Annotated in this window: 12 protein-coding genes; all 12 read right to left on the bottom strand. The window is 58.1% G+C overall.

Features of this window, described 5'->3' with window-relative positions; genetic code table 11:
- Positions 1-113: 113 nt before the first annotated feature.
- The 12 genes from DQG13_RS00740 to DQG13_RS00685 all read right to left on the bottom strand — a co-directional run bounded on the left by DQG13_RS00740 (position 114) and on the right by DQG13_RS00685 (position 23675).
- Positions 114-1622 carry an ABC transporter substrate-binding protein gene (locus tag DQG13_RS00740; protein WP_113017450.1) on the bottom strand — a complete coding sequence of 503 codons (1509 nt, stop codon included), beginning with the start codon at positions 1620-1622 and terminating at the stop codon, positions 114-116.
- A 121-nt stretch (positions 1623-1743) separates the two neighbouring features.
- Entirely contained in the window at positions 1744-2637 is an 894-nt protein-coding gene (locus tag DQG13_RS00735) for a carbohydrate ABC transporter permease (protein WP_258525394.1), read from the bottom strand.
- 15 nt (positions 2638-2652) lie between these two features.
- A complete protein-coding gene (locus tag DQG13_RS00730) occupies positions 2653-3624 on the bottom strand; it encodes an ABC transporter permease (RefSeq protein WP_258525393.1) in 972 nt (323 codons plus the stop codon).
- Between the two features lie 186 nt (positions 3625-3810).
- Entirely contained in the window at positions 3811-5784 is a 1974-nt protein-coding gene (locus DQG13_RS00725; RefSeq protein WP_181592491.1) for a right-handed parallel beta-helix repeat-containing protein, read from the bottom strand.
- A gap of 149 nt (positions 5785-5933) precedes the next feature.
- The gene (locus DQG13_RS00720) at positions 5934-8273 is read right to left on the bottom strand and encodes a helix-turn-helix domain-containing protein (protein ID WP_113017448.1); all 2340 of its coding nucleotides are present in this window, start codon (positions 8271-8273) and stop codon (positions 5934-5936) included.
- Positions 8274-8305: 32 nt separating this feature from the next.
- Positions 8306-10795, bottom strand: coding sequence for a beta-galactosidase (locus tag DQG13_RS00715; protein ID WP_181592490.1), 2490 nt, complete (start codon positions 10793-10795; stop codon positions 8306-8308).
- Positions 10796-11035: 240 nt separating this feature from the next.
- Positions 11036-17080, bottom strand: coding sequence for an S-layer homology domain-containing protein (locus DQG13_RS00710; protein WP_113017446.1), 6045 nt, complete (start codon positions 17078-17080; stop codon positions 11036-11038).
- A 189-nt stretch (positions 17081-17269) separates the two neighbouring features.
- Positions 17270-18721, bottom strand: a complete 1452-nt coding sequence (locus DQG13_RS00705; protein ID WP_146767071.1) for a hypothetical protein — start codon at positions 18719-18721, stop codon at positions 17270-17272.
- 267 nt (positions 18722-18988) lie between these two features.
- Positions 18989-19762 carry a right-handed parallel beta-helix repeat-containing protein gene (locus DQG13_RS00700; RefSeq protein WP_181592489.1) on the bottom strand — a complete coding sequence of 258 codons (774 nt, stop codon included), beginning with the start codon at positions 19760-19762 and terminating at the stop codon, positions 18989-18991.
- Positions 19763-19785: 23 nt separating this feature from the next.
- The gene (locus DQG13_RS00695; protein WP_113017443.1) at positions 19786-21513 is read right to left on the bottom strand and encodes a DUF1565 domain-containing protein; all 1728 of its coding nucleotides are present in this window, start codon (positions 21511-21513) and stop codon (positions 19786-19788) included.
- Between the two features lie 24 nt (positions 21514-21537).
- Positions 21538-23034 carry an MGH1-like glycoside hydrolase domain-containing protein gene (locus DQG13_RS00690; protein WP_181592488.1) on the bottom strand — a complete coding sequence of 499 codons (1497 nt, stop codon included), beginning with the start codon at positions 23032-23034 and terminating at the stop codon, positions 21538-21540.
- Positions 23028-23675: an SGNH/GDSL hydrolase family protein gene (locus DQG13_RS00685; protein WP_113017442.1), complete on the bottom strand. Its 648-nt coding sequence runs from the start codon at positions 23673-23675 to the stop codon at positions 23028-23030. The genes DQG13_RS00690 and DQG13_RS00685 overlap by 7 nt, the downstream gene beginning before the upstream one ends.
- Positions 23676-23693: the final 18 nt, after the last annotated feature.

Genomic DNA, 23693 nt, shown 5'->3' with positions numbered 1-23693 from the left:
CCCATAAAAAAACCTTCCGGCAGGCATCCACCGGAAGGCCAAGATTATATGAATTTTTTCAGCGCCTTCAGGCGCTTCATTACATCATTGCCCTCACCACACCGGTGGTCGTCTTACTTCGCCTTGCTCTTCAAGAAAGCTTCAATTTGCGTTTGGTATTCCGCCAACACCTTTTCGGAACCGGCCTTCAGGCGTTTGTCCAGGAACTGGGGCAAATATTTCTCCGGATCGACGGTGCCGGTTTCGATTACCTTGCGGAACTCATTTTCCACCGCCTTCAGGTTGGCCATCTCGGCCTTCACCGGCTCGCTGTCGAATTTGAAGCCGTAGAGATAGGGCTTTTTCGCCGAATCGTTGGCCTTCTTGGTCCGCTCCCAGGTATCCGCCGCTTGACCGTCCATCAGATAGCCGATGGTCACATTGCCCATGACCCAGTTCATGTTCGGGGCATAACCGCCGCCGGCAATATCCTTGATGGTGTTGGTGCCGGTTTTGGTATAATGCTTGTTCTCAATGCCGAAGGACAAGAGGTTGTACAGGGTGGGATCGGTATTCACCAGCTCCAGCAGCATCATGGCCCGGTCCGGATTCTTGGAGGTCCGGCTGACAGCAGAGATTGTAGCGGTCACGCCGGTAAATTCAGGCTCCATCAGCGGAATGAAAACCACGTCGTTGCCGCCGTTTCCTGCCTTGGCCGCAGCTTCGCCGCCGGGCTTCTGGGTGTAGTCGAAGGTGGTGGCGTACACGCCCTTTTTCTCCACATCGGCCTTGTTCTTCAGGGTAGCGGCATCCTCGTTGATATACCCCTTCTTATACCATTCATAGGCCATGGTCACATGCTTCTTATATTCCGCCGTGGCGAAATAATCCTCCACCGTCACCTTGTCGCCATTAACCCTGTAGGCGACATTGCCTGTGGCGCTAACCCCGTAGACAGAGGGGGAATAAAAATCATTGTTGATGCCGAAGGGAATAATGCCCGGCTCATTTTTCTTGATTTCCTCAAAGAAGGGCTCTATATCCCGATAGGTTTTGATCTTGGCGGGGTCCAGCTTGTATTTGTCGGCAAAGCGCTTCTGAACCACGAAGCCTGCGGATTTGGCGGCAATCTGATAGTTGGGCACGCCGTAGATTTTGCCGCCGATCCTCACATCCTCCCAGGCGGAGGCGGGCAGGCTGGCCTTCAGCTTGGGGCCGTTTTTGTCCAGCAGGGCATCCAGCTCCAGGAAGGCGCCCTTCTGGGCATTGGAGCTGAAGTTGAATCTCCAGTCCGAGGTCCAAACAATGTCAAAGGTTTCTCCCGCGGCCAGAATGGTGTTCATCTTCTGCTCGTAATCCGCACCGGCGATGGGCTTCAGCTTAACGGTGGCATTGATTTTGGGCTTGATATATTTGTTGACCTCCGCTTCCACCGAGGCCAGATCAGGCTGGGCCGTTCCATCCAGATAGTACCAGACCAGGTCCACCGGCGGCAATGTGCTGGCGGAAGGAGCTGCTGCAGAAGGAGCAGCCGAGCCTCCTGTTGCGGCGGGACTGCCGCTGTCGCTGTTGCTGCCGCAGCCCGTCAGGGCCAAACCGGCGGCGATGATGCCGAAGCATACGCGTTTCTTAAGAACATTCATGGAAAAAGCCTCCCCTTATGATTATTCTACTTGTTCCTGACACTATTGATCCAGCAAAACCTGCGAAGCCGCCCATCCCCCCTTTCAAGCGGACCGCCAAGAAGCGGACCCGCCAAATTTGTCAGCCCTTCAACGACCCCACTGTCAGCCCCTGCACAAAATACCGCTGGAAGAACGGAAAGACCAGGAGCATGGGGCCCGCCGCCAGAATCACCATAGCCATCCGGGCGGACAGCGCCGGGAAGTCCTTGGGCGTGGTACCCATCTGCGACAGCATCTGCTCGTTCTGGGTCATAAACTCGATGCTGTCCATGATCCGCACCAGCATCAGCTGAAGCGTCACCAGATTGGGATTGTCGATGTAAAGCATGGCGGGAAACCAGGAATTCCAATACCCGAAGGAGATGAACAGGCCGATGGTGGCCAGCGCCGGAAGAGCCAAAGGAAGAATAATCCGGAAGAAGATGGCCAGCTCCCGGGCTCCGTCCACCTTGGCCGACTCGATGATTTCCCCGGGAATTTTGCCGAGGAAGCCCTTCATGACCATAATATTGAATGGGGTCAGCATCCCCGAAAGGATCAGCGCCCACAGGGTATCCTTGAGATGAAGCACCTGGGTCATCAGGATGTAGGAGGGCACCAGCCCGCCGTTAAACAGCATCGTAAAAAAGATGATGAAGGTGCCGATCCGGTTGTACCGGAAATCATGCCGGGAGATGACGTAAGCGGTCATGGCGGTAAGCAGCAGACCGATGCAGGTACCCCCGATGGTGACGGAAGCCGTCACCCCGTAAGCCTGCAGAATGGCCTTGGGGGCTTGCAGCACCAGGCTGTATGCTTCCGCGCTGAATACTCTTGGCAAGAGCGAATAGCCATTTTCGATCAGGTCCGTTTCCGAGCTGAAGGAGATGGACACCACCAAGAGAAAGGGCAGAACCATGGACAAGGTGACCAGAATAAACAGAAGATGAATGGCGGCCTGCGAGAGGCGGCTTGGTTTCATAGCGTGGTGCATATGGCTCCCCCCTTTCTACCAGAGTGAATTTTCCTTATCCAGCTTGCGGACCGCGGCATTGGCGGCCACCACCAGAATCAGTCCGACGATGGATTGGTACAGTCCCACGGCTGCCGACATGCCCACGTCGCCCACGCTCCGCAGCGCCCGGTACACATAGGTGTCGATAATATCCGTGGTGGGATAGGTCAAACCCGCGTTGTTGGGGATAAAGTAGTGAAGTCCGAAATCCCCGTTGAAGATGCCGCCCACCGACAGAATCAGGAGAATGGTAATCAGCGGCGTAAGCAGCGGCAAGGTGATTTTCACCGCCATCTGGAAGCGGTTGGCCCCGTCAATCCGGGCGGCCTCGTAATACTCCTGGTTGAGCCCCATAATCCCCGCATAATAGACCAGTGCGGAGAAGCCTACCTTTTTCCACAGGCTGACCACATTCAGAATAATTGGCCAAGGCTCTTTTTCCAGAAACCACTTATGAGGCTCCATGCCGAACCACCCCAGAATCGTGTTCAGATACCCGGTCTGATGGTCCAAAAAAGCATAGGTGATATAGCTCACCACTACCCACGACAAGAAATACGGAAAAAACAATGCCGTCTGATAAATCTTCGTGCTCTTCCGGCTGATCTCGTTCAGCAGAATAGCGAACAGCAGCGCAAACGATGTGGTCAAAAGAATATATCCCAGCTCGTAGCATACTGTGTTTCGGGTAATCCGCCAGGCATCCTCGGACACGAAGAAAAATTTGAAGTTCTGGAAGCCCACCCAAGCGCTCCCCCAGATGCCCTTGTCAAACCGGTACTGCTTGAATGCCAGCACAATGCCGAACATGGGCAGGTAGGAGAAAATGATGATATACAAGAGACCGGGCGAGATCAGTCCAATCATCTCGATATTCTTCTTCAGATGCCTCCATTCCCGGATCAGCCAAGACGGCTTCTTCGGGGCACCCGGCGTTGCCGCGGCTGTTTTCATAGTGCGTTCCATGTTGTCCCCCCTTCCCTTTGCTCCTTGCACCCTTATCATGCCAAGACAGCCCCCGTAGGAAAAGTCCGAAAAGTCAGCCTTTGTATGAAATTCCGGTTTGGCGGGTGTATCAATCAAGGAAAGCTGTATGCGCGGAAGGGGAGACGGGTGCGAAGCGGCTTCAAGTGTATGAAAAACGGTTGTTTCTTACCAGGGCTGGACCCCCGCCAGGGAATGCACGGTGCTCCATTCGGTCCAGGGAAGCTCTACAAACCCCAGCCCGAAGGCCGGAGACCCGGTCTGCAGCTTGTAGTTGTTGGAGGAGACACTTGTGAACAGAGGGTCCGCTACCAAGGAATTGGCATCCTTGCCGCTTTGCTTGGGCACCTGGTAAAGCAGATTGTAGTCGCTGGTGTAGGTTCCGCCGGTGAAGAAATCCAGATATTTGGGCCAGGAGGCGGTTTTGGAATAAATGATGTTCCTCTCGATGACCGTATTGGAGGGGACACGCTGGGTGGTTCCCCATTCCAGCCGGACAAATTTGTCCTTGCCGTCCTCATGTCCAAGCCCTTTCCAGATGCTCCGTCCGATGATGCCCACATTGTTGCGGATAATGTTGTTGTCGCCGCCGTGGATGAATATTGCCGCCCGGCTGCTGTCCTTGATGAAATTGCCTGTTACCTCCACGCCGCTGGTTTCGTCATCCAGATAGACGCCGTCGGCGCCGTAGGGATATTGAAAATACGGATTGGTCCAGTCGCTCATGCGCCCGCCGGTATCCTCAATATAGTTGTAGCGGATGACCGTATCCGTATCGTTGGCTCCCCTGCCCAGCATTTCGATGGCGCCGGTATCCTGGGTTTCCCGGTTGGTAAAGCGGATCTTGTTGTATTCCACCGTATTGCCGGTATGGATGGTGGCCGTATCCCAGCGTTTGATGGAAATGCCGTAGCGGGCCGTATATTCAATCCGGTTATGGTCGATCCGGTTGTTCTTGACGCCGTAGGCCATAACGGCGCCGCCGCTTTTTTTGACCAGGCCGATATGGTGCATGTAATTCCAATTGACGGCGTTGTAGTCTGCGCCATAGGCCAGCTCCACGCCGGTAGTGCCGATTTGGGCCATTTCGTTATGGTTCACATTGTTGCTGCTGGAGCCGGTGAGGATGATTCCCTTGCCTACATTGAGGAACCGGTTGTTGTAAAAGCCATTGCCGTTGGAGCCGTTCTTCAGCTCAATGGCGGGCAGCGCGTATGGCGTATCGGAAAAGGTAAGCCGTTCCACCACCACTTGGCCGGCTCCATCCAGGGACAGGATGGTTCTTCTGGGAACCACCGCCCCCTGGCTCAGCAGCTTGGCGCTGTCGGAGGGCTTAAACAGCAGCTTGCCGTCAGAGGCCCGGTAGGCAAACTCGCCGGTTTCATTGAGGTAGGCCGGATTGTTCAGGAGGCGGTAAGTGCCGTTAGTAGAAATGACATAGCGGACGTTGCCGGAAAGATTGAGGAGATTATTGGCCGTATCGATGGAGGTGACGTTCAAAAGATCGTTCTCCCAGCGGCGGACGGCGAAGGTTTCCACCTTCAGATTGGGCACATAATCGGAGGCTGTGACCTCGCCTGCCTTAAACTTGACCTTGTTCATGGCCGTATTGGCATCGGCGAAGAAATGTCCGTAGGTGTAAGGGTTGGCGGCGTCATAGGCTTTTTTCTCGGCGATCCGCTGGCGGGCTCCGTCGAAAATCAGCTCCATATCGGTGGGAGTGGACAGGGAAGCGGAATAGATGCCGCTCCCCTCCGCCGCGAAGCCGGTTACCCGATCGCCGCCGCTTAAGACCACGGTTTCCCCGTCATAGGCCCGGTACCTTGTGCCATTGTCCGCCGCAGTAAGCACCAATGTGGAGGACATGTAGTAGGTGCCGGCCCGGATGAGGGTGGTTTTGACGCTTCCCGCCCGCATGGCGTCCCGGGCTTTGGCGAGGGTGCGGAAGGGGCCGTCCGTACCGCTGCCGTTAGGGGCCGCCAGGGTGCCGGACCAGCTGTCATTGCCGTTCAAGGCCACATAGTAGGCTCCGGCTGCATGTGCGGCAGGCGGCAGTACACCGGGCACCGCCACAGACCATAAGAGCATAACCAAAACCGCAACCCATAAGCGCCTCCCCTGCTTCCAACCTTTTTCCATCATTTCATCACTCCCTTTGAAGGTATCGCGGATACGCTTATGTAAGCGCTTTATATTCCGCGTAAAGCAATCATGCCCCATTCCGGGGGAATGGGGACAGTGTGAAAAATCCGGTTTTGTCTTTGTTGGCATATGATTCCTGCATATTTGTCCTAATAAATCACCTTTTTTAACCGGTATTCATTGGGGGTCACGCCGAATTTATTCTTGAACAGCTTGTAAAAATTGCTGCGGTTGATAAAACCCACCCGCTCCATTACCTCGGATACGCTCCGGTCCGTCGTCTCCAGCAGCCGCACCGTATGGGCCAGCCGGATTTCGGTAATATACTCCGCCACCGACATGCCCTCGCTGTTTTTGAACAGCTTGCCCACATGGGCGGAGGACATCTTCAGCATGGAGGCGATGCCCTGCAGGCTCAGGTTCGGGTCCTCGTAGTGGTCCTCGATAAATTCCTTGATGGTATCGAAGAGAATCCGGTTCTTCCCGGCATCCCCATCCTCCTGCTGCTTCTGGAGCTCCCGGAACAGGGCTGTCAGCTCCTCGGCCATGCCGTCCAGAGTTTCCTTCTCCAGCAGCTGCTTCTGAAGCTGGTTCCAATCCACGGACACCGGTCTCAGCTTGTTGACATTCATCTCCCCCACCGCCTGCTTGACGGCAGTGAGAACCAGCAGCACGGCATGGTAGATGTTGTCCGGATGGAGCCGCCCCATAAACTGGAACAGCTTCTGGACCGTTTCCCCGAATGCGGCGGCATTGCCGGATTTAATCGCCTCCGCCAGCTTCTTTTCCAGCTCCGGCGGCAGATTGAAATCCCGGTTGTCCAGGCGCGCCTTCACCATTTCATAGGGGATAATGGAGCGGGGGCCGTACACCATCCGGTATTCCAGCACCTGCTGGGCCAGCTCGTAGCTCTTGGACATGTCCTCATGGCCTTTGAAGACGGGACCAAGGGCAGCCGAAAGGCTGATGCGGTAATACGCCTCCACGATGCCGATGATTTCCCGCATGCATTCCCCAATCTTTTCCCCGAAGCCCTCGGGCTGGAAGCCGCTGATAATCATCACGAAATGGCCGCTCCGCATATCCACGCTTTCGCAGCGGAACTGCCGGGAAATCACTTCCCCGGCAATATTCATGACAGCGAAGGCATACAGCCGCTTCTCCGCTTTGGAGGCGGTTTGGTCGAACTGCCGGTAATGATCGATGGAGAGAATGGCCACCATCATGGAGGAATCCGGGTCCAGCGCCAGACCGTGCTCTCTGATCTGCTCCTGAAGCTCCGCCTGGGAAACGGAGCCGCTGTCCGCCAGCAAGCCGCGCAGATTGTAGTTGCGGATAAGCCGCAGGTCGGTCTCGGGCATTTTGGATTCCGCCGCGGATTCCTTGATCTCCAGCATCCGGGTGTAGGTTTCGGAAAGGATGGCCAGATCGTCCTTGGGGGTGGACGGGTCCTCCCCCAGCACCCCGCCGCTTACCTTAATCTGCCGGACCAGATTGCGGATGGGACCGTACAGCCGGTGGGATACCAGGACGGACAGCACCAGGGACAGCAGGAAAAAACCGGCGGTCAGGGCAAGGGTGGTGGTTTTCCACCGGGTGAGGGCGCCGAAAATCGTGTCATACGGCTGCAGGCTGAGAATCGTCCAATGGAACACATCCGTGGACATGTAGGTCACCAGCTGCTTCTCCCCCTCCAGGTCCAGGGAAAACAGCCCGGGTTTGCCCCCTTCCTGCCCGCGGTTCTCCCCAATGGCTTGGGCCAAAGTGGGGTCCAGCTCCTGAGGCTTCAGATCCCCGCCGAAGGCGCTGCCATCCTTGCCGATGACAAGCAGCTTGCCTGCCTGCTCTGTACCGATGTCATTCAATCTCCGGATATTGTCAAATATCCAGTCGGGCTTCACATTGATGATGAGCGCGCTGCTGCCGGGTTTATAGGCCGTATTGGACTCATACAGAATATAGCTGAACACCCGATGCTCCGGGTTGGCCGCTGTCTTCAGAATCAGGGGCATCAGCTCCGCCTTGGACACCGCCCCCGAATCCGACAGGTAGCTGCGGATCTGGGCCGTCAGCGCGGTTTCGTATTGGATGTCCAGGCTGCCCCCGGCATAGAAGCCGTCGGTTCTGGCATTGTACAGAATGACGGAATCTATATAGGTGTTGCTGTTCACCCATTTATCCAGCTTATACTGCTTGTTGGCCTGCTCGAAGGAATCTAGCGGGGCTCCGTAGAGCATGGAGATGATGTCATGGTCGACAAACAGGTTGAAGGCCTGGGTATCGATCATCTTGCCCAGGAGCCCGATATTGGAGTTGACCTGAGAGAGCACCTTCATGTTGGCGTCGTATTGTGTCCCCCTGACGATTTTCTCCGAATACTGATACAGCGTCAGTGCGGTGAGGGAGAGGGAAAGTGTGATCAGAAGCGAAATGGACAGCAGAATCCGCAGCAGGTACTTTCTCGAACGGTAGACAGACAAAAACCTCATCTGACTCCCTCCATCCGGTTAATGTGAACCGATTATATCATGCAGTCCCGATCCGTACCAGCCGCCTCCACCCGCAGGGAAACCGGCTCCAAGCCATGGGAGTAAACACCGATATGCAGCCCTTCCTGCACAGTAACGGGGACAAGGCAGCCGTCCGCCAAAAGACGGACAGGCCGGTCAAAGGCGATTTCGCCGCTGCTTCCCGGCGTGCCGGTTGCCTCCCACAGGGTATAGCCGTCATCCAGCGGCACCAGTTCGCTGGTGCAGTAAACCAGCTCGGCGTAGGGCAAACGAACCTTAACGGGCATCATGCGCGCCGTAAGGGGAGCGATATAAAGCCGCGACCGTTTGGGAAATTCCAGCTGCCCTCCCTCCGGCAGCCTGAGCCGGATGCGGTCATTTCCCTCGCAGCCGGTCATATTGACGGCTGTGACCAGTTGGAAGCCTTCCTTGCCCCGGACCGCCGTATGGTAGCGGTCTTGCTCCGCGCATACCGCCCGGCCTTCCGCCAGCAAAGGAAGCAGCAGCAGCTTCAACGATTCCACATTGTCCATGCCCGTAAACTGCGGGGCGAATCCCAGCACCAGCGCCTGCCCGCTGCCGAAGGGATGCAGGTATCCGGCCGCTTCTCCCTCATAGCTGATGAGGCAGCGTCCCTCAGGAGGCAGCTCCAATGTATGCAGCTGATCCGCGGGAATGCCGTCCAGCTCCTTCATCTGCATGAAGCGGCGGCCAATATCCCCCGCACGGAGCCCGAAACGGGGAATCTCCCGCCGGAGGCGGAAGCCGGTTGCCGCAGCCAAAAGGGAAAGGTCCCGCCCATCCGGCGTCCGGACGGGAACCTCCGGATAAAAGACCACCCGTCCTCCCTTTTCCCCGTGACGCATAAGGTACTGCATGGCTTCCTCGGACAAGGTTCCGTCGTTGGGCACAATCAGGAGCTCGGGAAAGCCCGACTCCCGGTTGGGCGCCTCCAGATCCATCAAGGCAAACTGGATATTGCTCATGGTCAGCATTTTGGCAAGCGCCTCGATGCTGTCCACCACCTGCTTGGAGCGGTTGGCCGACAGCGCGGAGGCGCCGGAGGAATGGTCCTCGAATACGGCAAGCTCGTCGCCTGCATATTGAGCCAATAGATAAAGCTCCGGCGACAGACCAATGACCGCGTCATAGGCTTTGGCCGTACCGGCCAGCTCCCGCTCCCACCGGGCGGCAAAACGGTTGAACTCCCCCGTCATCCGGTAGACGGTATGCTCCTCGCCGGAAGCGGATACCGGATCGGCGAACAGATCATAGGCATCGGTCACATACGTCCGGCTGAAGCCCTTCTCCCCCGACGCGAAGATAAAGTAGTTGTACCCGTCCATGCCATGCCCCAGCAGCGTCCGGAGATGGACCGGGTAATTCAGATGGTTGGGCACCTGGTCCAGGGTCATCCAGCCGGCTCCCACCTCAATGGCAATAGCCGGGCGGTCCGGCGCCTGCATCTTCAACGCCTCCAGCCGGAAGACGGTTTTGGGCAGGCCGTTGGCGTCCATATGGTAGCCATATTTCAGGTAGGAGTGGCAGGTGGTGAGAACCTCCTCTCCGTGCTCCTTCATATAGGAGGCGAATGCCGCGTGGTTGCCGGGACCGCGGAAAAAGCCGTTAATGGGTTCATTATAGGTATTGGGAATCCGAAGTCCGTACTTCCGGGTCCAGCCGGCCAAAAGAGCGGCATACCGGTACACATATTCCATGCGGAACCGCATCCAGTCCAGATAAAGGCGCTTCCTGCCCTCCGCGTCGGCGCCCTGCAGCTTGGGATGAATCCCGGAGAGGCTGGCGCAAGCCGTCCCGTAACGCCGGTTCAACGCCTCCAGACTGCCGAACCGCTCCAGAAGGCTCTGCTGGAACAGCCCCGGCTCATTCTCCCCGCCCAGCACCTTGCGGTCGAATAACGATCCGTCGGGATCAAGGCCGGTAAAAAGCAGGTTCATTTCATTATCCGGCTGATGCAGGATCACCGGACCGCCCTTATCGATGGAGAACTGCGCCAAGAGGGGAATAACCTGCGCATACCAGCGCTCCGCCAGCTCCAGGAACCGGTCTCCCAGCTGCTGGGGCACATGGTTGCCCTGACCCACCCAGAAAGCGGGGCTGCCGTCCGCCTTGGCGCTCACGGCTTCCGGATATTGCTTGTACATCCACCGCGGATGCCCCCCATCCACATATTCCGCATTGACGAAGGGACCCGGCTTGGCAATGACATACAGCCCCATGGCGGAGGCCAAATTCAAGAATGAGACCAGATCCCGCTCCGGAAGCGTCTGTCCGGTAAAATCATAGACACCCTCCTTCGGCTCGTGAAAATCCCAGGGAATATAGGTAGCTATCGTATTCAGATGATTGGCCCGGGCTTTGGCCAGCATATGCTTCCAGCGGTTCCGGTATATGCGGAAATAGTGGATTTCCCCGGAACGCAAAACAATCTCTCTGCCGTCAATCTGGATGGTCCGTCCTTCGATGCGGATATTTCCCATGTCTGCTCCCCCGATATGCTTAAGTAGTCGCCGGCGCTGGGCCGGCCGTGCTGCCTTTTCTTTATTGTCCACCGGCTGCAGGGTGCGGAACAGTCTTGATGTTCGACAATTGTGCGGGAGGGCTGTGTGATTTTTGAGCATTTGTACCCAAAAAGACGGATAGTCGGCCGGGAATAAGGAAAGAAGCAACCCGGCACAGGCCATGTTGCTTCTTTCCTTCAATGTTTGAATTGAATTTTCTTATTGTCCTTCGCTCTTATCCAGCAGCCGGTAAATGACCGCGGCTGCTTCCGCTCTGGTGGCAGTATCCAGCGGCGCAAACCGGTTGCCCGGCTGGCCGTTGATCAATCCGGTCCGCTGCGCTTCGGCCACCGCATCTCTGGCCCAAGAGGCAATCTCCCCATTATCCGCAAATGGGATGCCGCCAGCCTGACTGCCGTTGGGGGAATTCGCTATCTTCTTGTATACTCTCATTACAATAACTGCCATCTCCTGGCGGGTAATTTGATCCAACGGACGAATGCCTTCCGCCGATCCCTCCAGAATGCCCTCCCGAACGGATGCGGCGATGATGTTTGCGTACCAGGCGCCTGGGTCCACATCCGCATAACCTCCGGTATAAACCATTGTCGGCGAGCCCAGCAGCCGTACTGCCATAGCTGCAAATTCCGCCCGTGTCACATTTGCCTCCGGGGAGAAATCCGTCTCCGTTACACCGTCCAGCATATGTCTCGCCGCCATTACCTGGATGATGTCCTTTGCCCAATGGGCCGCGGGAACATCGGCAAAGCTCCGGTTGTAGACAAAAGCCGCATAGGACGCCTGGGCCGATTCTGTGATCTTGAAGGCAATCATCGTTTTCTCCTTGTTGACCTTGCCGCCTGCGTACTCCCACTTTCCGTTGGTTATGTTGTACGCGTATATGCCTGCCTTGCGCCAATCGCTTGTTTCCCGAAGCTTGACCGTTGCCTCTAACGGCTGATCCAGCTTCACATCCCGGTCTCCTGCTTTAACGGAGAAGCTGAACATAGGGCTGAGCGCTGCCAGTCCGGCCTGCGTTCCCTTAGCCTCACCGTTGTTGGCAATGACCACGCGGATATTGTCCGTAATTCCGTCCAGCTGGAACGAGCCGGGGGGCAGCAAAAGACGCGCGTCGCCGGATTGAATTACCAATGCTTTGCCCGCCTTTTGCAGCTCGGACAAGGCTTTCGCCGGAATGTCCACTGCCTTGGCAGAGGTTTGCCCCATAGTGCTTACATCGATGACAATGTCTTGTTCCCCAGTGCCGACAAGACTGTTGAGCTTCGCAGATGATACTGTCAGTACAGTAGTATCACCGGATGCTGCAACGGTTCCCAGCTCATGGCTGATGCTGCCGGTACTGCCGTTATAGCCGGTATTATCGGTATTGCCGGTGTCACCGGGATTGGGTGACGGAGTGGGAGGAGCCTCCAGATAGAAGCGGATCTCATAAACCTTCACTGCACCGCCGTGGGCTGTGACAGTCACGATGGCTGTACCGCCTGGCCCATCGGCTTGCACGATATCCACCTGTGACCGCTGGTCCAACGGCACAGCCGTGACCTGGGGAGCGGCGGGAGTGCCGTAGGGAAGCGCAACATTATAGACCGTTACCTCCGGCGAAAAATCCGGCACTGTGGACCCGCCCGCCATCAGCCGCTGCAAATCCGCATTGCCGCCGGGCTCTTCCCATCGGAAGAAAATCTGATACTGAACGGATTGCGCCTGGTCAGCAGACACAACGGTAACCACCGCCGTGCCCGGAGCATATACCGCCTGAGTCACAGTGACCGCCGCGGAAGGATCGAAGGCTTCCGCCGTCACTTCCGGCGCCGCCACAGTACCATAAGGCAGGAATACCGTATAGTCGCCCGGCTCGTATACGAAGCCGGTGACCGTCGTCTCCCCCACCCGCAAATCCTTCAGTGTGACCGCGGAGTAATAATCCTTGTAGATCTCGATGCCCTGGAGCATCGGGTCCCCCTTCACATTCAGCAGCTCCACTGTCAGCTTGCCGTCTTTGACAAAAGTGTCATACGGGCCATACCTTACCGTATGGTTCCGCAGCTCGCTGCCAACCATGGTGGCTGCCCGGCTGCCCTCCACATTGATATGGAAGGAGCGGTTGCGGTCGGCGGAGGGCTCCATAAACCAGAGGTATACCCGGTAAGTGCCATCGGTTACCGTCTGCTCCAGCTTCAGGGTTTGCTTCGAGGCGCTCAGGTTCGTGTTCATCATATGCGTCAAGTCGTAGTCATCCAGGAAAGGCAGCGGGAAATTGGCGGTTTTCCCCGCTGTCGGCGCTGCTCCGGCTCCCGTCGCCGCCGTGAAGCCTTCCGCCTTGGCCGCATTGTAGGACTGCCAGCTTTGGCCTTCAATCTCCACTGCCTCCCCGTTGAGATTGATGCCCTTCCAGAAGACGGACCGGTCCGTCCGCGGCCAGACCTGCACCGTCACACCGGGAGATTCGTTGCCGGAGCCGTCCATGTTGACCAGCCGAAGCTCAACCGGCTGCCCGTTCACCAGCCCGGCCACCTCCGCCTTCTGCGCCCCGCGCTCCGCTTCCGCAGCTATTTCCGTTCCGTTGTAAATCCGCACCTTCACAATGTCGGAATCCGCGGCGTCCTTCCAGGTAAGCAGGGCTCTCCCATCCCCGTTGGAAACAGTGGGCTCCGATACATCTCCCGGAGGAACCGAATCCGGCGGCAAGGCGATGGGATCGCCGGAGTAGAAGACGGTAATCTTGGGACGGAGGGCAACGCTGGAATACTGGGACGAAGCGAAGGTTCTGGTCCCGTTGGCCGTGGAAGGGACATCCTCCATCAGCACCACCCCGAAGTTCAGCTCAGGGTGCGCGATCCATTCCTGGGCCGCTGCCGTCACATCGAAGTGATACCATCTGCCCGGCACATAGGAGGTGACCACATGGTCCAGGGCCGTTTCCGGACCGGTCTCCCAATCGGGCTTCGTATTCAGGCTGACACCGGTGATCACTTCCCCGTCCACTACAGTGCCCACGGCGTTTCCGTCAATGCTGGTGCCGCCGCCGTACCCGTTCCCCTCCTCCCAGGGACTGGTGATCCGGTGCACATCCACCGTTTTGAAATTTTCCGAGGAGGACCGGGTTTGGGTATGGTACAGCTCAATAAAAGCTCCGGTGATGGTCCGGTCCGCCGGAATCTGCGACAGGTCAAAGCGGACCAGGGCATACTTGTCGTCCGTGCCGGTGCCGTTGTACCGGGCCATCTCAAACTCCCCGTAAGCGCCGTTATTGTTGCCGACTCCCTGCCAGTGGGACATGAGGCTGGCATCCGCCGCTCCGTCATATCCGTTCATCCCCTCTTGCAGCACCATCTTGTTGCCCGGCGGATTGGGCATAGGCCCGTCTCCGGGAATCTCCGGCGGCGCAGGCGGCGTTGGCCGTTGGACAGTCATGCGGGCGCCGTTTTCGATGATAACCGTGCCTGTGCCGAAGTCGTAGTAGCGATTTTCCGGCGTATCTCCGGGCAGGCTGTTATCCCGCACGATAGTGTTGGCCGCCACGGGACTGTCCAGCTTCAGCTGGGTCTGGGCCGTATTATGCTCCATCACGTTATACCGGATATTCCCCTTGGGCGCCGGGAAAAAGCTATAGCCCCCCGACTCTATATACAGGGACCGGACACTGTTGTCCGCAATCACATTGCCCATTGCCGCCACGGAGCGGGGCGAGTCAATCCGCAGTCCGCCGCCAAAGGCAATGTATGCCCGGGAGCCGGTGGAATTTTTGATCACATTGTAATAGGACGGGTGAAAGGTAGTCAGGTTCCGGTCAAAGCTGTTGATCACCGTTCCCCCGTTGCCTGCCGTGGGAGAACCGCCGCTGCCCAGCTCGGAGCGGTTGTTGTCGAAGATGTTGCCCAGGGCCTGCCCATACATCCGCATGTCATTGCCCTTATTGTTGGAAGCGGTATTGTCCGTCACAATATTCTTGTAGAAAAACCGGCTGATCGCCACGCGGGACGTGGCATCCGGCACAATGGTCCAGCTCCGGTCCACCGTAATCGTATCCGCGGTATTGCCGGTGATCCGGCGGTATTGGCCCAGCCCCTTGCCCTCCACAATCAGCGCATACTCGTCCTTCAGCACATTGGCGTCCCACTTCATGCCCTTGACGCTGGCGGAGGAAGCATCAGCCGCGTAGACGTTGCCGTAATGAAGGATTTTGTTGCCGTCTCCGGTAAAATCCGCATCCACATCCACCAGCGCGTCGAACAGCAGAATTTCGCCGTCGTTGGTGGGAGAGGTTTCATTGCCGATATACTGGGTATCGTTGCGGGCGATATAATTCATTGCCGTAGGCTTAAAGCTGCCCCACCGGGGGTGCAGATTAAAGTTGAAGCCACGGGTGCCGCCGCGTTTGCCGTTGTCGTCCCGGCCGTCAATCCGGTTGTCCGTAAACAGGTTCTGGTAGGAATTGCCGAAGCTGGCCGGGGTCCAGCTTTTGCCCAGGAAGGTGTTGCCGGAAATCCGGCTGTTGGACATCTTGTTCAGGGTGATGGCTCCGCCTGATTCAATCACGCTGTCCAGAATGGCGATCCGGCTGAAGCCGGCATTGCCGCCGTCCCCCCAGATACCGCCGAACATGGCCTTTTTCGCCAAACCGGGATACCAGGTCCGCAGCTCAATATTGCGGATGGTCACATCATGGAGCGCTTCCTTCAGCACGATGCCTCTGTCCACGCTGGCGCTGCCTTCGATCCGCATGTCCTCGATGCCCGAATCGGAGCCTGCAATGGTAATCATCTCCGGGCCTTCCCCGCTGTCCTTGCCGCCTACAGGGCCTGTGTCCAGATACTTCAGGACGGTATTCTCCGTCCCTGCCCCCTTCAGGGCAACACCGGCCTTAAGGGTCAGCTTCTGCAAGCCCGCTTCAGGCTTGGGGCCAACAACCAGAGAACCGGAGGCCGTCCCGGTGAAAAATTCAAGCTCGGCAATATACCCTTTTTTGCCTTCGGCGGGCATATACCGCAAGTAGCGGAAGGCAGCCGGATTGCTGACCGTCACCACATTTCCGCTAAAAGAAGGCTTTGCCGGAATGGTGTAGAGATCGGTATACGCAACACCGTCGTTGGAGCCCTGGAATTTGCCTCCGATCATGTCCACGTCAATCGTCGCATTGGTGGAAGGCCGCGGGAAATAGCGGATGGCCGTTACCGTCTGGGCTCCGCCTTCCCCCAAATCGATGCCCACATGGCCGGAGCCTGTGCCGTTATAGTCGTAGAAGGTGGCGCTGTTGGAATCGAAGGCCCGGAAATATTCCCGGTCCGTGCCGTAAGAGGGGGTTCCGCCAAAGGTGGCCTCCGGAATCAGCTTTACCAGACCCGGAGCGGGGGGCGCCTGCTCCTTGTCCAGATGGAAAGTGCCGGCAGGCAAACGGACCGTCCCGCCGCCTGCAGCCGCTGCCGCATCGATGGCCCCTTGGATGGCTTGCGTATCATCCGCTCCGTCATCCGCGACCGCGCCGTAAGCCGTGACATCGAAGATGCCGGCAGGTCCGGGCACATTCACCAGGCTGATGTCCGCCTTGCTCCAGCCGTATTCGCCGCCATGGCCGTTATGCACCCAAACCTCGTCATATTGGCCTGCCGTCGCCGTTTCCGGCACATGGAACACCACCTCATAGGGGGTAGCGGAGGCTACTGCCGCTTCGGCAATGGCGGAGGTGGCCTTATTCCGCAGCCAAACCCGGCTGTCTGCGGCAAGGCTTCCGTTGTTCCGGGTCAGATTGAGTCCGATCACCGTTACCTCCCGGGACTTGGCCAGGTTCAATACATTGGGATACACGTAGAAAACATCGGTCTTGTTTACAAATACCGGCGCGCTGACGGCACCGTCCGGGTTTTGCGCATACAGGGCATATTGCCCATACTCCAGCCCTGCCGGAATCACAGCCGAAGCGCTGACAGAATCCGTAAACAGCGGCGTCAAATAAATATCCGGTCCTGCTGCAAGGTTCTGCTCAGTCTTGGGAGATGCCAACTGGGCGGCAGTATTGACGCCGGCATTTCCGTCCTCCAGCCGCCGGATTCCCACTATACTGCCCTCCAAACCTTCCCCGATCAATTGGACTGTACTGTCAGGCTGCACATTCTCCGGTGCGGCCTGTACGATGACCGGGACTGCCGCCACGGCGGAAGCCTGTGGAACGGAAAAATTGTAAGCGCTTGCCAGAATCAAAAAGCTGAGTGCTGCCGCCAACCTTTTGCGAACTGGTTTTCCCATTATGAAATCATCCTCCCTTTCCTTTCATTGAATGCCTATCCCCCCCCTCTATATTGGCGGGTTTATAGCCTCTTGCGCCAGTTTGCTTCCGGCATTTTTGTACCGTGGGGCTGTATGATTTTTCCGAAAACGTCCCCCATACACGCAAAAAGCCGCTCCCAAATGAGGGAACGGCTTCAAGCAAAGCTGTTATTCGGGCGCCACCGCCCGGAGCTTCAGCGTTTGGGCGGGGGGATAAAGAGCCAGGCCGAAATAGCCGTCTCCCTGCACAGCGCTTGCAGTCCGGTCCACAAGATCAAAAACCCGTGTGCCGTTGACATAAAAGAACAGCCGGACACCCGCAAATTCTCCGTTCTGCTCCACATCGGCCGCACCCAATTGCACGCTGTTCAGCCCCGGCGCAATGGCTCCCCCAGGGAACACCAGCCGGAAGGAAACATCCTCCGCGCCGTTGATCCACTTTTGCAGCTCAACGCCTTGCGCCCGGAACACAACCAGATATTCGCTTTGGTTATCGCCGAAGACGGATTCCTGGGCAACCTGGGCCCGCAGCACAAATGCCGGCCAGTCTCCCTGCGCAGGCTGATAATCCATCTCCAATGCAAATCTCTCATTGCCAATCCGGGAGAGGCTGTAGAAGGTGGCTCCCTTGGACCATTGGTTATTGCCCTCCCCGGTGCTGGAGCGGAAGTGCATAAAGCCCTCCCCGTCCATCAGGTAGTCTCCGGCCAAGCCCTTGCGCGACCAGCCTTCACCCGAGAACAGCATCTGCTGCATATCGGCCGCAGCGTAGATCGAGATGGGGGGCAATACGATTGTGTTGTAAAGGGCAAGCTTTGCCGCCTCCACCGCTTCAGCCGCTGCGGAAAGCTCCCCTGGCGCCGCCAGGCTGTCCTCCAATACCAGCTGGTTGGCGGCAATTACCGCATCCAGCGGGGGTTTGGCCGACGGCGGATAATGATAGTCCTCCCCGTCGAATATCATTTCTCCGCTTAACTGCTTTGCCGACTCCAGAGCAGCCAGCAGCGCTTTTCTCAGGGTGAATACCTCAAGGGCATCCTCCAGCAGCTCCCGTTGGGCCTCCAGCCCGGCGGGGGTTGCCGCGGAATCATCCCAGACGGTCCATGAGGCATCAATCGTCTGGCGGAAACCGTCCGCTATGGCCTGCGGCATACCGGGAGACGACTGAAGCGCCCCCTCCGCTTCCATGATGGCCCCGCCCAGCAAAGCCCTGGCATCCCCTTCCGCCAGAGGAAGGGTTACAGCGATATGATCCACATTGGCGGCCTGCCGCACCGTCTCCGCAAAAACCTCCGCCGCCGTCTCCCCTCCCGTATGAAAAGGGATGCTGACCAATACCCACTCGGGCATCTGGGCAGCCGTGTTGGCGCGGACAACCAGCTTGGCGCTTTCGGCCTCGGCGCTGTAGGTCACTCCGCTGACGGTGACGCCGATTCTGGCCCGCCCTCCGTTCAGGGAGGCCGCGGTGCCGGCTTCGGGAGCGCTCTGCACCCTGGCGGTCAGGATGTAGTCCGTGTCCGGCTTGAGATCGCCCAGCGTCTGCTTGATTCCGGTTCCGGCACCCGCCAGATGGACGCCGAAGCCGTCATTGCGGACATAGTAGGCGGAATCCCGCTTCACGCGGACCGGCCCGCTGCCATACACGGTCCACGGCTCACCCAAGGTATAGTTGTCGGAAGCAGTGGAGCGGTCAAAGCCGCCGTCGGCTACTGCATTCTTGTAAGGCGTCTGCGTCAGCGCATAAGCGGCTTCCGCGGGAGGAGCAGCGAAGTTATGCCCCGTTGCAAAATCATTGACAATCGCCCCTGTTGCAGGATCGTATGCATACGCTCCGATATAACCGGCTTCGTTAATGCCCTCCAGCAGCTTGCCCGAAGCGGCGCCGTACTAGGTGGCCGTCCCCTCCTTCAGCCGGAAATCCCCTTCCCCGGGATTGCGGAAAATGGAGTCTGCCTGATTGCTGCCCATTACGATATTGGAGCTCCAGGCAATATCGGAGGCGGTGCTGTAGCTGTTGCCCAGGATATTGTTGTAATACCGGGTTCCATAGGCAGTCAAGGGATAATCGGCCAGGGCGATCATATTCATGGACGCTTCATTATAATTGGTATTGTTGAAGAACAGGTTGAACGAGCTGTAGGCATTGTTCTTCAAGCCGGAGCGGGCCTTCAGATTATAGGCCACATTGTGGTGCACCACAAAATTGGAGCTGTTATTGTCCAGATAAATGCCGTTGGCAATATCCGAGTCATGAATCCGGTTATAGCGGATTTCCGTTCCCGCCCCGTCTGCCGAATAGGTATACAGCATGCCCAGGTCCTCGCAAAGCTCCCCGGCATAAGAGATATCATTGTGCTCGATCAGCCCTGCCTTGGTCTGGCGCAGATTGACCAAATCCCGGCCCGCCCGGGTGATGGTGTTATAGGCGGCAACATGGCCGGTTCCGGCCAGATTGACGGCCGACACCCATCCTCCCGTATAATCCGCGTCATGAATGTAGTTGTTGATTAACCGGTTGTTCTCTCCTTGCAGCGTTACCAGTCCGCCCGAAGCGTACGCCAGCTCGGAATTCTGCAGAATATTGTTTCTGCCTGCAAGCAAAATCCCGTTATTGGCGTTATCGTACACGTAGCCGTTATCGAAATTGGCCGCCTGGTTCACATATTCCGCCCGGATTCCGTCTATTACGGCGTCCTGCGTAGCGGCATCGCTGACGTCACCCCGGTGGTGCCGGACAGATCCACGGCTGTGTCCCGCCGTTTCGACTCGATAAGCCTGCCTTCCGGAGCGGTCTTCAGATACAGCTTGCGCTCTACCTTATCCCAATACCACTCCTCCTCCGTATCCAGAAAAGCCTTCAGGCCGTACAGAATATATTCGTTGCCCGGCCGGGGATGGTAATACTGCTCGGAGGCATTGGCCGCCCCTCCGTTCAGGCTGATGGTCATGGTCTGGCCGGTCTGGTCCAACACGGTTGCAGGCCGGGAGCTCCACTTCTGGCCGGAAATGTACCACATGGCGGCCCCCGCCAGGCTGGTCCCGTTCAGCCCGGCCAATTCGCTGTCCTTGACGGTGGCGGTTTTGGCCTCGTAATTCATACTCACGGTATCAAATACGGCCCGGCGGAACTGGAACAAGCCCCCTTCCTCCGGCGGAGCGGCTGCGCCGGCGTTGGGCCACCGGGCTTCATAGGCCATTTGCCCGTCGATGAACACCTGATTGCCGCCGCCGGTTGCTTTTGTGCCGGTTGTCTGGTACGTCGTATCCATACTCCAATCCATAGCAGCCGCATACAGCCCGCTATCCTGCTCCTGCGTCCAGTCCTCCACCACATCCAGGCCGCTTATGACCGGCTTCACCCCGGAGGCTCCTTCAATGGTCTGTCTGTCCTTGGGGCGGATGGTTTCCCGGTAGGTTCCCGGCCCCACCATAATTTTCGCCCCCGACGAGGCCGCCCTTATTGCCGCTCCAACCGTACGGTAGGGATTGGCCTCACTTCCGTCCGCCGCCGCATTGCTTGCAGCGGACCCGGACACATACACCAGATGGGGATTTGCGGCCGGACCGGGCAAATCCTCCTGCTCCTCCCCGGGGGCCGGAGAGGTATAATTCAGCCCGTCGCTCCGGAAGTGGACAGGGGCCTCATCGGCCTGCTGCGGCTCATATGCGGCCGGGCCAATATAGATCGAATCCACATAAAAGGTAAAGCTCAGGTCATTTCGCAGCAGGAGAAGCAAGTCGGCAATGGCCTGGCTGTCCAAATGGGGATAAATCTGCGCGGCCGATACTGCATTGGACAGAACGGCGGCATTGAGAGTAATCCGGCCCAGAGGCCAGGCGTCGGCTTTGCCCTCCGGCACCTGGTAGCGAAGCGTATTCCATCCCGGCCGGATTTCCAGCAGGCTCTTCACCGCGTACCGCTCCCCCGCCGCAGAGCCGGTAGCGCTCCAGTCCCGCAGGTTCAGCTCCTGCATCAGCACGCCCGACTCCGCTGCATAATCCGGCTGCACATACACCCGGGCCGTCACCACATGGCCCGGAATACGGGCCAGCTCCACTGCCGCAGGATCGCTGATGCTGATGCCCATGGTGGACTCGGCCCGGGTTTTGCCCATTCGGAGAGCCCGTTCCCCATGGGCTCCGGCAGGCGGCTCCCCATAACCGGTTACAGCAAGAGAGGTGCTGTAGTAGCCCTCCCAAGGAACCAGCGCTTCCCCTTTCCACGGATTAATTCCGGGAGAACCGGCGGCTGCCCCCTCTTCAAAGGACCAGTAATAATAGCTTTCCGCCGGAATCCCCGTTCCCTGGCCCTCCTCTTCTCCACTACCGGCATGGAGCACGCGGACCGGCATCAGAACGGAAAAAAGCAGAACAAGCGCCACAAGAGCCGGCAGCTTTTTTGGAAATATCATTTTATCCCACCTTTCATGATCGATTTACGCCCATTGGTGATAGACCGTATTGGGGCTCAGCTTCAATTCCCGGCGGAGACCTTCCGGCGCGATGACCTGCACTGCGGTGGCCGATAAATGGGTGCCTATGGCATCCAGCCACCTCCCTTCCAAATCGGTGGTGATGCGGCATTCGCCGTGCACCGTCAGCAGCAGCCGGCCGTTCAGGCGCAGGCTGGCTGCCGCTTTGTCTACCGTCAATTCCGCCCAGCCTTCAGGCGTCGGCAGCCCATACCGGGACCAAGCGGCGCCTTCGGGACAACGGCAGTTCCATTCCAGCCGGTCCTCCGCCAACCGGACGCCGTACAGCCGGGAGACGAAATCCAGCATCAGACACATGGAAGGAGAATAATGCTCCGTCGTGGAAAATTCCCCCGTCCACGGATTAAGCTGCTGCCTGAAGCCGGGGGCCGCTGTAAGGGCAGTAAGCCATTGCTTCATCAAATGGGCCAGATGGGCAAACTTGCCGTATGCCTCCATCCAGCGGGGGGCCCGCAGGGCCGTCAAGGCCTGGGCGGCCCCGCCCCAGGAATTATCGGGCAGCGCCCGGTCAAAGGCCGGATCGCTTACGGATATGGAAGGAAACGGATACGGGGTCCAAAACTCCTGCGGATTCAGCAGATGCCGCTGGAATATTTCCTCGAACATGTCCTGATCCGCCACTCCCTCTCCCAGGACACGGGTCAGCACATCCCCCAAGATCTCCACAAAACGCCCGCTGCTGTCCACATCATAAAAGGAGGCGGTCCCGGGATCATAGCAATGCTTCAGAATAGCCGCGCGTGTCTGTTGTGCCAGCTGCTCCCAACGGGCCGCCTCCTCCGGCAGCCCCAGCAGCCCGGCCATCCGGGACAGCGCCTTCCGGCCGCCGTAAACCGAGGCGGACAGATCCGGGGCAAGGTAGGGAAGCCCCTTCGCCTCGGGGCAGCGCCGGGCATCCCCGGAGGGACAGTCCCGGGGCAGCCCCCGGAACCGGGGACTGTTGTCATGTCCCGTATCCCATTCGCAGAACGCCTCGCACAGTCCGGCGCCTCCCGTATCCCGGTAACGGGACAGCCAGGAATCCCAGCGGACGCATGACCGGTAAGCCCGCTGCAGAAAGGCGCGGTCTCCCGTGCCCACAGCCGTCTCAAGGGCAGTGGCGGCAATGGGAACCACCATCTGGATTTGACCCGTCAGATGGCGGTCTGCCAATACGGTGCACGGAATATAGCCGTCCTCATGCTGCAGCCGGAAGAATACCTCATGGCTCTGGATGGCCAGCTCCGGCTCGTATAAGGCGAAGACAGTGCTCTCCAGCGGCCCGCATTCCAGCCAGATTCCCGGATAAGCCCCACCCTCGATCAGAACCGGCTTCCCGTAGCCGTGCACCAGACGGCAGTTGCCGTACAGCCCGGCAACCGCCTCATCATACTTGGCTTGCAGACGGACATGGTCCGTCCGGAACACAGGCTTCACTTTTTCATCCGCCCGCCTTACCATACAAAGCCCACCGATTTGAGAAATGCCCGGGCGATCAGCATATGTCCCGTCATATTGGGATGCACCCTGTCCCAGGCGATGTTCATGGGGTGCATATGGCCAAGCGCCTCGTCATAGGCCGCCTGCGCATCCACCAGCAGCGCTCCGTAACGGGAGGCGGTCTTTCTGACAATGGAGCTGTAGGAATCAAGCATCTCCCTCATCTCATCCTGGCGGTTTTTTTCCATAAATACCGGCGTAAACAGCACGGTCTGCTTTACCCGGCCCCGGCATAATTCCATCAGGCGGACCAGATTGGCTTCATATTCGTCGGGGTAGACATGGATTTCCGGCTGCAGAGGTGCGTCGAACTGCCGCCAAACATCATTGACCCCGATCATAATGGTAAGCCAGTCAGGCTCCAGGGCCAGCACATCCGTCTGAAACCTTGCCAGCAGGGAGCGGGAGGTGTCTCCCGCGATCCCCATATTCACAACCCGTATCCGCTCTTGCGGACAAGCTGCCGTCAGCAAGGCGTTCACCAGCGCAACATAGCTTCGGCCCATATCATCCCCGCGCCCTTCGCCCACAGGCCTTTTGCGGTCCGCATCCGTTACGGAATCTCCGACCATCACCAGCTTGCAGCCTTTTCCGATTAACATGCTTCAGATCTCCTCTCC

Source organism: Paenibacillus sp. YN15, from assembly GCF_003285005.1.
In the GTDB taxonomy this organism is placed as follows: domain Bacteria; phylum Bacillota; class Bacilli; order Paenibacillales; family NBRC-103111; genus Paenibacillus_AR.
This window is presented reverse-complemented; position numbering and strand designations above follow the sequence as displayed.

Coding starts and splice junctions, on each gene's coding strand:
- DQG13_RS00740 (WP_113017450.1), bottom strand. CDS start 1,622: ATGAATGTTCTTAAGAAACGCGTATGCTTCGGCATCATCGCCGCCGGT.
- DQG13_RS00690 (WP_181592488.1), bottom strand. CDS start 23,034: ATGGTAAGGCGGGCGGATGAAAAAGTGAAGCCTGTGTTCCGGACGGAC.
- DQG13_RS00735 (WP_258525394.1), bottom strand. CDS start 2,637: ATGCACCACGCTATGAAACCAAGCCGCCTCTCGCAGGCCGCCATTCAT.
- DQG13_RS00695 (WP_113017443.1), bottom strand. CDS start 21,513: ATGATATTTCCAAAAAAGCTGCCGGCTCTTGTGGCGCTTGTTCTGCTT.
- DQG13_RS00720 (WP_113017448.1), bottom strand. CDS start 8,273: ATGAGGTTTTTGTCTGTCTACCGTTCGAGAAAGTACCTGCTGCGGATT.
- DQG13_RS00685 (WP_113017442.1), bottom strand. CDS start 23,675: ATGTTAATCGGAAAAGGCTGCAAGCTGGTGATGGTCGGAGATTCCGTA.
- DQG13_RS00710 (WP_113017446.1), bottom strand. CDS start 17,080: ATGGGAAAACCAGTTCGCAAAAGGTTGGCGGCAGCACTCAGCTTTTTG.
- DQG13_RS00730 (WP_258525393.1), bottom strand. CDS start 3,624: ATGGAACGCACTATGAAAACAGCCGCGGCAACGCCGGGTGCCCCGAAG.
- DQG13_RS00715 (WP_181592490.1), bottom strand. CDS start 10,795: ATGGGAAATATCCGCATCGAAGGACGGACCATCCAGATTGACGGCAGA.
- DQG13_RS00725 (WP_181592491.1), bottom strand. CDS start 5,784: ATGATGGAAAAAGGTTGGAAGCAGGGGAGGCGCTTATGGGTTGCGGTT.